The sequence below is a fragment of the Chryseobacterium sp. 22543 genome (assembly GCF_052044565.1).
GTDB lineage: Bacteria > Bacteroidota > Bacteroidia > Flavobacteriales > Weeksellaceae > Chryseobacterium.
On the sequence record NZ_JBQENH010000004.1, the window covers coordinates 157240 to 172813 of the forward strand.

The following is a 15574-nucleotide window of genomic DNA, read 5'->3' on the forward strand; positions in this document are numbered from 1 at the left end:
ACTGTATTTCAGCGCTTTTATATTATTTATTAATGATTGAATTAATAGTTACTACAGATTGATTCACCTGCTGGATAGATTCCAGATATTTCAGCTGAATGTTTGTAGCCGTCTGCAGGGCAAAAAGATATTCGACATAGGAGATCTCTCCTGTTTTATAACCTAACTGGGCCGCTTTTACAATTTTCTCAGCATTTGGCAACGCCTGACTTATGTAATAATCATACTGCTGAATATCCTGCTGGTATTGACTGAACGCATTGTCCAACTGTGCGGAAAGTTGTTTCTGCCGCATTTTCGCATTGGTTTCTGCAACCTGTCTGTCATATTCCAGAGCCTGAATCCTAGCTTTTGTCGCTCCAAAAGTCAAAGGAATAGCCACTCCTACCGTTGCCGACTGAAAACGTTTCCCTGAGTTATAAAAATTCTCCTGCCCGTTGATGGTATGAAGACCAATCAAAGACTGGTTGGTATATCCTAAGCTGAAATCAGGGAGTCCAAGAGATTTTTCAACTTTCTTATTTTTCTCAGCAATTTCCATTTCCTGGTAAAAGGCTCTTACAGACGGATTGTTGGCTACCACTGCACTGTCGAGTACATTTTCTGCTTTTAAAGGAACATAATCTTTGTTAAACGGAACTTCAAGATTTTCTGACGTATTCATAAGGGTCTTTAAATTCTTATAGGCATTATTCAGAAAGACTTCATTTTGTCTGAGCAGCAGATCAATTTCTCCTTTTTGGGTTTCTGCAGTACTGATTTCTATCTTTTTAATATCACCCGCTTTGAATCTTACGGTTGCAATTCTGATGAATTCCTCATAATATTTGTCCAGCCTCGTCAACTGAGCTTTATTATACTGTAAATATTCAATCTGATAATAGTAAGTACGCACCTGTTTTACTAGTTCATTCGCTGTAATTTCCTTATCAATCTGTTTGCTTTTAATATTCTCATTGATTAAGTCTTTTCTTGCTTTAAAAAGTGTTGGAAAAGGAATACTCTGTGAGATTGCAAACGACTGGTCAAACTTTGGGCTATTATACTGTCCAAGCTGAGCTTCAAGGCTTAATTTCGGGAGTTCTTTTGCGGTTGCCCTTAAAGCTTCAGCAGACTTAATACTTAAGTCTTTTGACTGCAGGGTTAAATTATTATTCACTGCTTGCTCTACCGCCTGTTCTACAGAAATAGGTCTGGACTGTGCTTTAAAAGTCTGTCCCAGCATCATAAATCCTACAACAAGAACCGCCGTAAACATTCCCGTATTATTACTTTTTCTTTTCAAAATTTTCGTGTTAAAAATGATATACAGCATCGGTAAAACAAATAGTGTAAGGAATGTAGCTGTTACCAGACCACCAATCACTACAGTTGCCAAAGGCTTCTGTACTTCAGCACCGGCACCTGTAGAAATAGCCATTGGTAAAAATCCCAGTGAGGCTACTGTTGCCGTCATTAATACCGGTCTCAATCTGGTTTTCGTTCCTTCAAATACTCTCTTCAGAATATCGGTTTCACCCTCTTTTTCTAATTGGTTGAATGTTCCGATCAAAACAATTCCGTTAAGCACTGCAACTCCAAAAAGAGCAATAAATCCAATCCCGGCACTGATACTGAACGGCATATCTCTCACTAAAAGCGCAAATACACCACCGATCGCACTCATAGGAATCGCTGTAAAAATCAACGCTGCCTGTTTGAATGAGCGGAAGGTAAAATACAGCAGCATAAAAATAAGAAGCAATGATACCGGAACAGCAATCATCAGACGTTTGCTTGCTTCCTGCAGATTTTCAAACTGACCTCCGTAAGTAAAATAGTATCCTGAAGGAAGTTTCACTTTGTTCAGTTTTGCCTGAATATCTTTCACCACACTTTCCACATCACGGCCTTTTACATTGAATCCAATAACAATTCTACGTTTTCCCTGCTCACGGCTGATCTGTGCAGGCCCAAGTTTGTAACTGATATTCGCTACCTGCGATAATGGAATCTGGACTCCTGTACTAGAGGTGATCATCAGGTTATTCACATCTGAAATATCAGTTCTGTGAAGACTGTCCAGACGGACTACCAGATCAAAACGTCTTTCATTTTCAAAAACCTGTCCGGCAGCTTTTCCTGCAAAGGCTGTACTTACTGCATTGTTGACATCTTCGATATTTAATCCATAATTAGCAATTCTTGTTCTGTCATACTGCACGTTAATCTGTGGAAGACCACTCACTCTTTCAATCTGAGGGGCTGTAGCTCCGTCTACTGTCTGAATGATTTTTCCTACTTTATCTGCATATACTGCTAAGGAATCCAGGTTTTCTCCGAAAATTTTTACGGCAACATCCTGCCTGATTCCGGTCATCAGTTCATTGAAACGCATCTGAATAGGCTGATTTTTCTCAAAGAACACTCCGGGAATTGTTTCAAGCTTTTCACTGATCTCATCCGCCAGTTCGTTGTAGGATTTCTTAGTTTTCCATTCGCTCTGCGGTTTTAATACCACGATCATATCTGTAGCTTCGGGAGGCATCGGGTCTGTAGGAACCTCAGCAGAACCAGTTTTCCCGACAACCATTTTCACCTCATCAAACTGTTTGATAATTCTTGATGCCTGCATAGAGGTTTCTATACTCTGGCTCAATGAGCTTCCCTGTGGTAAAATACAGTGAAATGCAAAATCACCTTCCTGCAGCTGCGGGATAAATTCACCTCCCATATTTTTGAAGATAAATGCTGAGAGAAGAAAAACGACAGCGGTTGCTGAAACGATGATATATTTTACTTTTATTGCTTTCTGTAATAATGGCTGATATACCTTTTGCAGGCTGTTCATCATTTTATCAGAGAATGTTTCTTTATGGGAAATTTTCTTGGATAAAAACAAAGCGCTCATCATTGGAATGTAAGTCAGGGATAAAATCAAAGCTCCCAGAATAGCAAATCCTACTGTTTTTGCCATTGGGGTAAACATTTTTCCTTCTACACCAGCCAATGTAAGAATCGGGATGTATACAATAAGAATGATGATTTCCCCGAATGCAGCACTGCTTCTGATCTTTGATGCGGAAAGGAATACTTCTTCATCCATTTCAGACTGCGTTAATGCGCGGACAGATTTCCTTACTCCCAAATGGTGTAATGTGGCTTCTACAATGATAACCGCACCATCTACAATCAATCCGAAATCTATCGCTCCAAGACTCATCAGGTTGGCACTTACCCCGAAAACATTCATCATTCCTAATGCAAATAACAAGGAAAGCGGAATGGCCGAAGCTACGATAAGCCCGGCTCTTAAATTGCCCAAGAAAACTACAAGCACGAAAATAACGATCAAAGCTCCTTCGATGAGGTTTTTCTGTACGGTATTGATCGCTCTGTCTACAAGGTCTGTTCTGTCCAGAAATGGTTCTATAATAACATCATCCGGAAGAGATTTCTGTATAGTCGGAATTTTTGTTTTGATATTGCTGACCACTTCATTACTGTTGGCACCTTTTAACATCATGACTACTCCACCTACAGCATCGACTTTTCCATTATACGTTAATGCTCCGTAACGAACAGCACTTCCCAAACGAACATCAGCTACATCTTTTATGAAGATAGGAACGCTTCCTGTTTCATTTTTAACAGCAATGTTTTTAATATCTTCGAGAGAAGTTACCAATCCTATTCCACGGATGAAATAAGCGTTGGGCTTTTTATCAATATAAGCTCCTCCTGTATTTTGATTGTTTTTTTCAAGCGCTGTAAATATTTCAGTGATGCTTGTTCCCATTGCTTTTAAACGATTGGGATCAATAGCCACTTCATATTGTTTTAATTCACCTCCGAAACTGTTGATCTCAGCAACTCCGGGAGTTCCGTTCAGTTGTCTTCGGACGATCCAGTCCTGCATGGTTCGGAGTTCTTTGGCATTGTATTTCTTTTCGCTTCCTTTTTTAGGGTGAAGAATATACTGGTACACCTCTCCAAGACCTGTACTTACGGGAGCCAGCTCCGGAGTTCCCACTCCTTTTGGAATTTCTTCCACTGCACTTTTCAGCTGTTCATTAATGAGCTGTCTTGCAAAGTAAACATCAACATTTTCCTTGAACACCACTGTAATGACAGAGAGTCCAAATCTCGAAATACTTCTTGTTTCCTGAATATCGGGAACATTGGCAATACTCTGCTCAATGGGAAAGGTAACCAGCTGTTCAACTTCCTGTCCTGCCAAAGTGGGACATACGGTAATGATCTGCACCTGGTTGTTGGTAATATCCGGTACAGCATCTATTGGCAATCTGGTGGCACTCCATGTTCCCCAGATGATCAGTACCAGGGTCATCAAGCCAATAATCACCTTATTTTTAATACTGAATTTTATGATTTTATCTAACACGATTGATATGTAATTTTTATTGAAAAGTGAATGCACACAGTATAAAATACTGCAGCAAAAATATCCTGAAAACCTCTGCAATGGTATTGCAAAGTTTCAAGCACAGTTTATCATTAGAAAGTATAACTTTCTAAAAATCAATAAAAATTAAATTTTAGGAGGCTGCCAGATAGGATCGTAAATCTGGTAAGCAAAGTCGTTTTTGTGAAATAAGATCTTCTTAGAAAAATAAGCCGGAATCTGCTCCGGAATTTCTAATAAAGCATCCATTTTAAATGCTGAAACTGTCATCTGACAACAACTGCACGCACACAACGGAGAACAGATATCTCCTTTCTCTGTAGAATGAGCACCATTAATACTTACTGCAATCTTATTATCGCCTGTATTCAATGGATGGGACGTGTCTTCACATGGCATTAATGATAATGCCAGGAAGTAAATCGCCAGTATCCATCTTAAGAGGTTCATTGTGACAAAGGTAGAGATTTTTTCTAAAATGGATGAATTCCGTGATTTTAAATATATGATAAAAATCAAGATATTCTTCTGTCATGCATTTTTTCCAAAAAACATATTTTCACAAAAATCATTATTTATTATTTAAAAGAAATGCTATTATTTTTGATGTATTCTTCATTATAATTCACAAATCAAGAACTCCATTCAAAACTGGAATAAAAAACAATTTAAGACACCTTAAGGTGTCTATTTATTATCTTTGCAATAGATTAATTACCACTTTAAGAGATAAAACAATTCACAATTACTTAGAAATATCCTTATTTCTTTCAACTTTAAAATATTTACAATCTAATTTATACATTACTTATGAAACGTACATTACTATTTGCTTTTGCAATGGCTACCACGAGTATTTTTGCACAAAGCTGGAATACTACCGGAAATTCAGGAACCAACCCTCCTACTCATTTCATTGGAACGACAGATAACAAACCGCTGATTTTTAAACTGAATAATCAGCAGATGTTTAAACTCGAGGGACAGAGCATCAATCTCGGAAGTGGAGTTCCCGGTACCGGAAATCTACAACTGGCTCTTTCTCCCTGCAATAGCTGCTATTCCGGCTGGGCACAACCTAATGATGCAGTTATGAGGTTATTGGGAGGGCATAATCTGAATATTCATATGGACAATAATAATGTTATTGATCCCAATTCGGATACCAGTACTCCCAATTCATCAGGGATTTCAAGAGTCCGTTTTTCAGATGCTGTACATAAAAGCTTAATGGTGCTTTTCAATACGGGAAAAGTAACCGTGGGAACAGATCAATATGACAGTGACCCTAACTTTATTTTCTATGTAAGCAAAGGAATCAAAGCAGAACAGATAAAAGTTGAAAATCCTGCCGCTAATGGATGGGCAGATTATGTATTCAAAAAAGACTATAAGCTTCGTTCTTTAGAAGAGGTAGAAAAACATATTTCAGAAAAAGGACATTTACCCAATATTCCGTCAGCCAAAGAAGTGGAACAAGACGGAATTAATTTAGGGGAAATGGATGCAAGGCTTCTTGAAAAGATTGAAGAATTGACTCTTTATTCGATACAACAAAATAAACAACTTCAGGAAGAAAGCAAAGTTTTAAAATATCAGTCTGAGAAAATTGAACAATTAGAAAAACAAATTCAAAAACTTTTATCCTCTCAAAAATAAATACCAATGAAAAGAAAACTACTTTCCGTTTTTTCTTTGTTGATTAGTTTTCTAGGCTATTCACAAACAGAAGTCTATTTCAAATATGACGAAGCTGGAAATCAGCGATACAGAGGAACTAACGCGGCAGGTAAAAAAGCTGAACAGTCTGTTCCAAAAGAAATACAATTACAGGAGGAAGCAAAGGTCCCTGCAGTCAATAAGCAAGCAACTGCCATTGATGAAAAAACGTTCTGGAAACAAATCAGACTCTACCCGGTTCCGGTAAATGACTATTTAACCATCGATTGGACCGAAGAAGTAGACGGACTGATTGAGTCCGTTTCATTGTATCAACACAGTAATGTTCATTGGAAATTCCAGCAGCAAAATCTTCCAGGTCTGAACAATCAGATCAAAATCAATATGACCGGATATGACTGGGGTGTCTACATTCTCCGATTTACTCTAAAAGACGGAAGAGTCTTTAGCAGAAACGTAACCAAAAGATAAAAAATAGGAAGAGGGATTCAGAAATTAAAGCATTGAAAGATTTATAATCATTTTATTTAACCTGATTTCAATCTATCTATTATTATTCAACAATCATTAAAAATAACTAATAAAACAATGAAATTATTTTCATCATTGATGTTATTCCTGTGCTCAGTATGGGGGTTTTCACAGACCATACTTTACCAGACAGAATCTACCTCAAGGACCGTCCAGGATCCGCAATCGGTGATTATGGCACAAGGATTTCATGCTAAATCAAACATATCGAATCCGTTTCTGGCTAAAATAGGTCCTGCAACAGATAATCCGGGTGGCGGACCAACAAATTCACAGGCAGGTATTAATAATCCTTCCAGAACCGTAGAAATAGATAGTATCAAATTCCATGATACGAAAGGAAACATAGAGGTAAATGGAGGCGGCCAACTACAATTCACCTTACCTATCGCGCTGCCTCCCGGGATAAAAACCGTAGCACCCCAAACAAATCTGGTGTATACCAGCAGTTCCGGAAATGGAATTGCCGGATATGGTTGGAATTTATCCGGATTAACATCAATTTCCAGAGTCGGAAAAACTATTGAAAAAGATGGGAAACCTCAGGGAATCCAATGGGATTATACTGATTATTATTCTTTCAATGGAGAGAGATTAGTTTTGAAATCAGGTGAATACGGCAAAGACGGAGCAGAATATGTTCCTGCAAAATATTCTAATATTAAAATAAAATCTGTAGGGGTAAATCCTGAACAGAATGGACCGCTTTATTTTGAAATTACATTTGAAGACGGTTCAAAAGCATGGTATGGTCTTAATGCCGATGCAAGAACTTCAGCTGAATATAATATCAGCAAATGGAAAGATGCACAAGGAAATTATATTTCTTACAACTATGTACAGGGAAAAGGAGTTACTACCATACATAATATAGCATGGGGTGGTAATGAACAGCAGAATAAAAGCCATTTTAACTCCATTGAATTTACCTATGCTGACAGAATTTTAAAAGAACAAACCTACATAAAAGGGTTAACGTATACTCAAAGTATGATCTTATCTGAGATCAAAGTAAATTCAAACGGAAATCTGTTTAAGAAATATTCACTTGAGTACATTCAAAATAAAACAAACTATCAGTTTTTAAGTAAAATTACTGAATCTAATTCTGCCGGGGCAAATGCTAACCCAATAAACATTCAATATCAGCAGGATCCTTCTGCTACCAATACTCTTTGGCAAGACAGCAGATATGATGACCTTTATGACCGTTATCAGGAGGTTATTTCCGGAGATTTTAACGGGGACGGAAAACTGGACTTCATAAAGGACAAGACCTTAATGATTAACCGATTGGAGAATTCGGGACTGTTTTATAATTTAACCTATCAAGGCAAGTTTTTAGGTGTTGGAACAGGAATTAAAAACAATATCCTGCTCAACAAAAGTGTATTTTTTACTTCTCAGACTTCATTTGAAGAAAAAAATGTTTTGATAAGAACCTATGAAGTAATTGATGGTAAGGCTGAGTTGATATCCTCAAAAAAAATTGATCTAAGCAGCTATCCTCAACTATTCACAGAAATCAGAGGAACACTGTATAACAACCTCATCATCGAATACAATGATCTTAAATGCAAAATCAAAGAGGCTGATTTTGACGGGGATGGAGTTTCAGATTTTCTGTTAAGCATTGAAAATGTAGCATATGGGTATCCAAATGGCCCTGGAGAATGGTCTGAATATTTTGATTCACTGTATCTTTCAGAAACGTTCTATTACAATACCAGAACCGGAGTTCTGCAAAAACAAGATAGTGATGAGTTTGAAAAATTTAAAATAGCCGACTTTAAAGGCGAAGGTAAATCGAATTTGCTTAAAATTCAGGATAATAATATTTACATCTATGAATTAAACACACAGAACAAATTTGTACAGGCTTTTTCCACTACAAAAGAATCCTTCAATGATGTTATTTATCTGGGTGATTTTAACGGAGACGGAAAAACAGATATCATGGCTCCTATCGCTGATGGTTCCTCAGACTGGAGAATGTATCTGTCTACAGGCGCAGGGTTTGTAAAACACTATTATTCTAATCTTTTCCTGTATGAACCTTGGTGGGAGGGAAGTTTAAGAAAGAACAGACAGATTCAAAGAACATATACTACCTCTGACTTAAATAAAGATGGAAAAAGTGATCTCTTAATTTTTGAATCCCAAAGGTGGAACAGAGACGGCTGGACCGATTGGAACAATCCTGATTCCAGTTATGGCTTTAATTTCCTGAGAAATGATGGTGTTGACAGTAATGGTAAACCTATATTTAATAATGCTCACAGTCTTGCTCCAGTAGAATTAAACTGGGATGGAGAAATAGGCAATTATTCTATGTATGGCGAGCAATTCAGACCTCTATTCGGGTCGTTTCGTATAGCTCAGCTCAATACTGATTTTGCCATTATCCATAGAACGAAAATGATTACCTGGGATTTGGGAAGCAAACTTAATGTAATTTCCAAAATTAAGTCAATACGTCAGGCCGGAATAAAAACCGTTGTAGAATATTCTCCTTTAACAAATTCAGGAAACATCTATCAGTCATTCTATACTACGAATCCGATTGCATACCCTTACATCAACATCACCGAAAACTATAGTTATTTTGTTGTTTCAAGATTGATTCAAGGGGATCGTAAACAGGAATTCAGATACAGGGACTTAATTGGAAACCTTCATGGAAAAGGAATGATTGGTTTCAGACAAACAGCCAGATCAACGTTTTTCAGTGATGCATTAGTCAATACCAAAGTTTGGAACGGCTTTGAAATCAATCCTGCCAACGAAGGATTACCTTATAAAGACTGGAGTATACGTACAGCAGATGAATCAAAAATATTCCCTGCGGATATTTCATTGAACAATACTCAATTATTATCATTTAAACAGTATGACTACAAAATAGATAAACTTTTGAACGGAGCTGTAGTTCCGGTAATTCCCGATACGGAAAAATCTAAGGCTGTTCTTGCGATCAATCCGTACATCACTACATCAAAAGACTTTTTAAAGAACATCAAAACGGTACATACTGTAGAAGAGTATGATAATTTATATCTTCCTAAAAAATCTACCGTAAATATTAATGATGGATTTTCTATTTCAACGTCAGAATTAGAATATTTCCCTCATGACACAACCACAGGAACCAATTATAGCATAGGAAAACCTAAGACCAAAACAACAACTGTTAAGGCTTATGGTGACACCAAATCAACAAAAGAGGAATACATTTACAACAATAATCTTCTCAAAATCTATAAAATAAGTAATAGGGATAATACAGGGGCTTTAACTGAAATATACAATTATGATAATTTTGGAAATGTAATTCAGAAAGTAAATTTAAATAGTGTTGACTCTCAGAAGCAAATTACCAATTATCAATATGATGATAAAGGTAGATTTGTTATTAAATCTACAGATGACCTAGGATTAGAGACCAATACCCTTTACAATGATTTGGGATTAGTCACTAAAAAGACTGATCCTCTGGGGAATACTTTAGAAAATGAGTATGACGCGTGGGGTAAATTAATGAAATCCAAAACAAACATTTCCGGAGTTACCACCTATGAATATGTAAAAGATAACTTATATAATTCAACTGTTATAGAATATGATCCGGATGGAGATATTTCAAAAAAATACACCAACAAATGGGGACAGGAGTATAAAGAATCCTCCAAAGCATTTAAACAAGGACAATATATTTCTCGTGACATAATATATGATGTACTTGGAAGAAAAACAGCTGAAAGTGAGCCTTATTTTGAAGGACAAAGTTCTAATAAATGGAACACCATTTCTTTCGATGACTCAGTATTCCCAGCCAAGATAACAACAACAGCATTTAATGGGAAACAGGTAAAAGTTTCAGTTTCCGGCAACACAACAACAGAAGAAGAAATTAACGGAAATAAAAGGATAACCACCAAAACCACCGATGCCTTAGGAAATGTTATTTCCACCACCGATAAAGGAGGAACAATCCAATTTTCATATAATGCCGCTGGAGAACAGATTCAAGCTAAATATAATGAGAATATTGTTACTACCAAGTATGACACATGGGGTAGAAAATCAGAATTTAATGATCCTTCCAACGGATTATACAAATATGAGTATCATGGGATGGGCCAACTTAAAAAAGTTACAAGTCCAAAGGGAACAAAAGAATATACCTATAACAATCAAAGACAGCTAACCTCTCAAAAGGAAATTTCAACTACAGATGGCGGCCAGGCTACTAATAAAGTTATTTCTTATAGTTATGACAACAAGGGAAGGCTTATTTCAAAGTCCGGTACCTCAAACGGGAAAAATTACAGTTCCAGTATTGTATATGATCCACAAGGAAGACTACTTTCATCATCAGAAAGCAGTAACGGTAAATATTTTATACAGAAAGGAATTGTTTATGACGACAAGGCAAGAGTTGTTTTTTATGAAAAACAGCTGTATTCTTCAGGTATTCTGACAAAAGTAAACATTGAAAATATTTACAGCGACTGGAGTGGTGAACTTTATCAGATAAAGGATAAAAATTCCGGTAAAATACTTTGGCAACTGAACGAAATCAATGCAAAAGGCCAGGTATTAAAATCCAAACTGGGAACAACAGAAATTATTAATGATTATGATCTTACTACTAATGTTCTAAAGGAAACCAAACATGGGTCGCCTGTTAAGTCTAATCTTTTACATATCAAATATCAGTTTGATGCATTAAAAAACCAACTTGACAGTAGAATTACAGGAGGAGATTTCAATATCAATGAGCTTTTCAAATATGATGACAACAATAGATTAATCTCATGGACAAATCCTACAAACGGACAGGAAAACTCTAACGTCTATGACAGCAAAGGGAGAATCCTGGAAAATAATCAGATTGGAAAAATTAAATTTGAAAATTCTACCAAAATTTATCAGGCAACCGGGATGACCCTGAATCCTGCCGGAGAACAAAATTATCAGAATGACCTTATCCAAAGTATTTCTTATAATGAAAATAATGATCCTGTTTTTATTGATGGAGAGAAAGGAGATGTAGCCTTCCAGTATGGTTTGGCCTCGATGAGACAAAGAGTAACTTATGGTGGAAATTTTGATACGGATAAAGATGGAAAGTTTACAAAATATTACAATGAAGATGGCAGCTATGAAATCGTAAGAGATAATACCACAGGTAAAGAGAAACACATCCTTTATATTGACGGTTCTCCTTATGAAAGTAATATTATATATTTAAAAAACTATACTGAGGAAAACGGATCCTATAAATTCCTGCACAAAGATTATTTAGGCAGCATCTTAGCAATAAGTGACGAAAGCGGAAATAAATTAGAACAAAGACATTTTGATGCATGGGGGAATTTCACCCATCTTCAAATAGGAAGCGGAGCAGTAGAAACTAACATTAACAAAATAAAAGAAATTGTAAACAATGGAGGTCTGCTATTGGAAAGAGGGTATACTTCTCATGAGCATTTTATGGAAGTAGGAATCATTCACATGAATGGAAGACTTTACGACCCGTTATTGAGAAGATTCTTAAATGCCGATGAATTTATTCAGGATCCTTATAATACCCAAAACTACAACAAATACGGGTATGTAATGAACAACCCATTGATGTTTAATGACTTTACCGGAGAGATCATGGGATGGGATGATGCCCTTATTGCTATAGGAATTGCTATATTTACTTCTGTAGCTACAGATTATTATTTAAACAGGCCAATTAATATTGGCAGCATGTTCCAATCTGTCGCAATGTCTATGATGTCTATGGGTATCAGCAATGGTATTGGAGATATTTTCAAAGCGGGAGGTGAAGTCGCAAATGCCCTCGGAAAAACAGGAACTATTATCGCCAGAGCTGGGGCCCATGCAATAGCACAGGGCACATTATCTCTTGTACAAGGAGGAAATTTCTGGAGTGGATTATTAAGTGGGGCTTTTGCAAGTGTTTCTAATGATTTATTGAATTTCGCTACAAATAATGTAGGTGATAACAGCATTTTAAGAAGTGATGGTTTTGCTTTGCTTAACGGTGCTGTCAGCGGAGGTGTAGGTTCTGTACTTGGAGGTGGAAATTTCTGGGTGGGAGCTGGACAAGGACTTATGGTAACAGCCTTTAACTATCTTAAACATAAACCACCTACGACTGATAATTTAATAGACGACATGGAAAAAAGTAAAATAGATCCGGCAGGAGTTCCAGATTACTCCAATTTTGAAGCTGAAGTAGCAAAAATGAGAAAGTTAAAAACAATCACTAATTTAGCAAAAAAAACAGGATATATCCCTATTAAGGATGGTGGCAGCTCTGGTAATGAAACTAAGGCTAACACCGCATATAAAACTGATAAAACTAAGTATATACAACTTGGGAAAGTCATCAAAACAGAAGTTAAAACAACAGTAACTCAAATTACCATATTTAAAGAAGCTTTTACCTCATATCTTAATCTGGCAGGTACATTTGTTCACGAATTTACTCATGCTATTGATTATATAAGCGGTTATTTTGAAGGAAAACTTAGTAAATTAGGTAAGCGTGAAACGGATCGCTTAATGGAAGAAAGAGCCTATGGAAATGGTGCCAAAGCAGGAGATTTAATTCAAAAACAACAATATCAAGATTGGCTTAAAAAAAATGGATACTAAAAGAATATTATCATTGCTATTAATTTTTCAGTTTATCGTTATTTTTTCTCAGAAAAACTGCATACAGATGACGATTCATAAAGATAAAAATGATAGTCTCAATGTGAGATTTACAAGTAAGTGCAAAGAAAAAATTTTATTGTACCAATACAGTAAAACGATGAATACAACACTTAATAACGGTTTTGATCTTGAAGATATTACCCTATTTAAACAGGATAGATATAAAATAGAAAATATTAAATTAGATCAAAACCATAACTATCCGGTAGATTATGAAAAAGTAAAAAGTAATTTCTTCATCCTCAGCCCTAATGAATCTTACGAATTTGCTTTTCCTTTGCTCATATTTTTAGAAAAAAACAAATCTGCTTATGAGCAATATCAGAACTATTATTTGATTAAAAATAGATATAAAGGGAAAACTGTACAATTCAAATTAGTGTATAATGCTCAATATATAAATGAAGGTATTATAAACTTAAAAGATAATGTTTCATTGTATCCTACTTCGGTTGAATCCAATTACATTAAAATAATTTTAAAATAATAAGTAAATTAATTCAGAAAAGCCGGCTCAGTCATTAGTTTTGAGCCGGCTTTTTCAATGTAATTAAGTAAAAAAACAGGAACATATCCTTTCTCTTTCCCTGACAGGAAATCTGAATTTCGGTCTAACGAAAATAATATACCCATTATGCTGTTTCAAAATTCATAATGAACCCAACAAAAAAGCCACCGCAGACGCTGTGGCTAAAAATCAAATCTAATTATAAGTATGTCCTCTTATAAATTCGGGTTATTTTCAGCTTCTCTTTGTGGAATACTGAATAAATAATAATTACTGTTAGGAGTAAAAGCCGTTTTATCCGGAAAATCAAGAACGGAATGACCTCTACCATCTACGGTTTTCACTGTTCCATCCGGTGTAGTGATCTGAACTTTTACAGGCTTACCTTCAGCATCAACAAATGGTTTTCTTACCACTGTTCCTTGCGTTCTGATAATATCTGATAGAGAGAAACCTTCTCCAAATAATTCTTTTCTTCTTTCGACTAAAACAGCTGCTACCACATCGTTCTGTGATAATGAACCACTATAAATATTGGCATTTCTGGCAGATTTCAACTGGTTCAAAACGGCTACCGCCTGAGGAACATTTCCATTTCTGGCTTCAGCTTCAGCTTCAATCAGGTACATTTCTGCAGCTCTCATGTAAACGATATCTGCAATAAGGGTTGGTTTAAATTTAAACTTAGCATATCTCAGCAATCCCTCTCTTCCTTTCTGCCCGTCCCATGAAAATAACTGGGATCTGATATCATTGGCATCAAAAAGGTCTTTAAAATAAGGATCCGCCATAAAGCTGTAATAATAACTTCCTGATGAAGACACATCCAGATAATGGAATGCATAACTTGCATCAGACTGTTCCTGTGTTTGTCCATGACCCCAGATCCATTCCGCATTGTTGATATCATTAAAACCATCTTTATATTTTTCCGGAGCCATCAGAGGAAAACCCTCTCTTGCTATTTTTGCAGATGCTGAAGCTTTACTCCAATCACCGGTATTCAAATAAGTTCTGGCAAGAAGTCCGTTGACCACAGCACGGTTGATTTTATCTTTATTATTTCTTGTATAGCTCTTCAATAGATTATCAGCATCGGTAAGATCACTTTTAATCAAAGCATAAATCTCTTCAAGACTTGCTCTTTTCTTTCCTACAGTGCTTGTTGTAGAAGGTTCAGTATAAATGGGAGCCGTCAAAGCTGACTTATCTTTCAGATAGCTGAACTGATAAAAGCTGGCAAGGTTCAAATAACAGAAGGCACGTAATGCTTTTGCCTGTCCTTTCACCTGATTTTTTTTCTCCTGACTTCCTTCTGTCCCGTCAATTCTTGTAATAACATTATTCATATTATTGATGGTAGAATACAACATGGTCCAGATAAATAACGGACGAGAAGCCGTACTGTTTACCATTTCTGTAAAAGCGTAAGTAGAAGCAAATCCATACTTATTGGTTAATACAGCTACATCGCTTCCCATTGCATCACTGGCTCTTAAAACAGTGGAATATCCAATATTAGCATAGGTAGTTCCATCGTTATTAAATTTTGCCCAGGTACCGTTTACTACAGTTTCTGCACTTTCAGCAGTTTTGAAAACTTCCACACTGTTAGCCTGATCAGTCGGAGCAGTGTCCAGATCGCTTTCACAGCTTGTCAACGCTAAAAATCCGATAAGTGCAAACGATAGATATTTTAATTTTTTCATTGT

Annotated in this window: 7 protein-coding genes; 4 read left to right on the forward strand and 3 right to left on the reverse strand. The window is 36.2% G+C overall.

The window, feature by feature from the left end; all coding sequences use genetic code 11:
- Positions 1-22: 22 nt before the first annotated feature.
- Together ACTJIP_RS15210 and ACTJIP_RS15215 are read right to left on the reverse strand one after the other, a co-directional pair.
- A complete protein-coding gene (locus tag ACTJIP_RS15210; RefSeq protein WP_440704802.1) occupies positions 23-4384 on the reverse strand; it encodes a CusA/CzcA family heavy metal efflux RND transporter in 4362 nt (1453 codons plus the stop codon).
- Positions 4385-4531: 147 nt separating this feature from the next.
- Complete coding sequence (locus ACTJIP_RS15215) at positions 4532-4855, reverse strand: DUF6660 family protein (RefSeq protein WP_077413541.1); 324 nt, start codon at positions 4853-4855, stop codon at positions 4532-4534.
- Positions 4856-5215: 360 nt separating this feature from the next.
- Here ACTJIP_RS15215 and ACTJIP_RS15220 point away from each other — a divergent pair, with 360 nt between their 5' ends.
- The 4 genes from ACTJIP_RS15220 to ACTJIP_RS15235 all read left to right on the forward strand — a co-directional run bounded on the left by ACTJIP_RS15220 (position 5216) and on the right by ACTJIP_RS15235 (position 13841).
- Positions 5216-6064, forward strand: a complete 849-nt coding sequence (locus tag ACTJIP_RS15220) for a hypothetical protein (RefSeq protein ID WP_077413540.1) — start codon at positions 5216-5218, stop codon at positions 6062-6064.
- 6 nt (positions 6065-6070) lie between these two features.
- On the forward strand, positions 6071-6556 hold the full coding sequence (locus ACTJIP_RS15225; RefSeq protein ID WP_440704803.1) for a hypothetical protein: 486 nt from the start codon (positions 6071-6073) through the stop codon (positions 6554-6556).
- 117 nt (positions 6557-6673) lie between these two features.
- Positions 6674-13291: an RHS repeat-associated core domain-containing protein gene (locus ACTJIP_RS15230; RefSeq protein ID WP_440704804.1), complete on the forward strand. Its 6618-nt coding sequence runs from the start codon at positions 6674-6676 to the stop codon at positions 13289-13291.
- Positions 13281-13841 carry a hypothetical protein gene (locus tag ACTJIP_RS15235; RefSeq protein WP_139348456.1) on the forward strand — a complete coding sequence of 187 codons (561 nt, stop codon included), beginning with the start codon at positions 13281-13283 and terminating at the stop codon, positions 13839-13841. The genes ACTJIP_RS15230 and ACTJIP_RS15235 overlap by 11 nt, the downstream gene beginning before the upstream one ends.
- A 236-nt stretch (positions 13842-14077) precedes the next feature.
- Here ACTJIP_RS15235 and ACTJIP_RS15240 read toward each other — a convergent pair whose 3' ends face one another.
- Complete coding sequence (locus ACTJIP_RS15240) at positions 14078-15571, reverse strand: RagB/SusD family nutrient uptake outer membrane protein (RefSeq protein WP_077413536.1); 1494 nt, start codon at positions 15569-15571, stop codon at positions 14078-14080.
- Positions 15572-15574 lie beyond the last annotated feature (3 nt).

What these genes read in the sequence shown, in the direction of transcription:
- ACTJIP_RS15215 (WP_077413541.1), bottom strand. Translation starts at nt 4,855, where the DNA reads ATGAACCTCTTAAGATGGATACTGGCGATTTACTTCCTGGCATTATCA.
- ACTJIP_RS15235 (WP_139348456.1), top strand. Translation starts at nt 13,281, where the DNA reads ATGGATACTAAAAGAATATTATCATTGCTATTAATTTTTCAGTTTATC.
- ACTJIP_RS15220 (WP_077413540.1), top strand. Translation starts at nt 5,216, where the DNA reads ATGAAACGTACATTACTATTTGCTTTTGCAATGGCTACCACGAGTATT.
- ACTJIP_RS15225 (WP_440704803.1), top strand. Translation starts at nt 6,071, where the DNA reads ATGAAAAGAAAACTACTTTCCGTTTTTTCTTTGTTGATTAGTTTTCTA.
- ACTJIP_RS15240 (WP_077413536.1), bottom strand. Translation starts at nt 15,571, where the DNA reads ATGAAAAAATTAAAATATCTATCGTTTGCACTTATCGGATTTTTAGCG.
- ACTJIP_RS15230 (WP_440704804.1), top strand. Translation starts at nt 6,674, where the DNA reads ATGAAATTATTTTCATCATTGATGTTATTCCTGTGCTCAGTATGGGGG.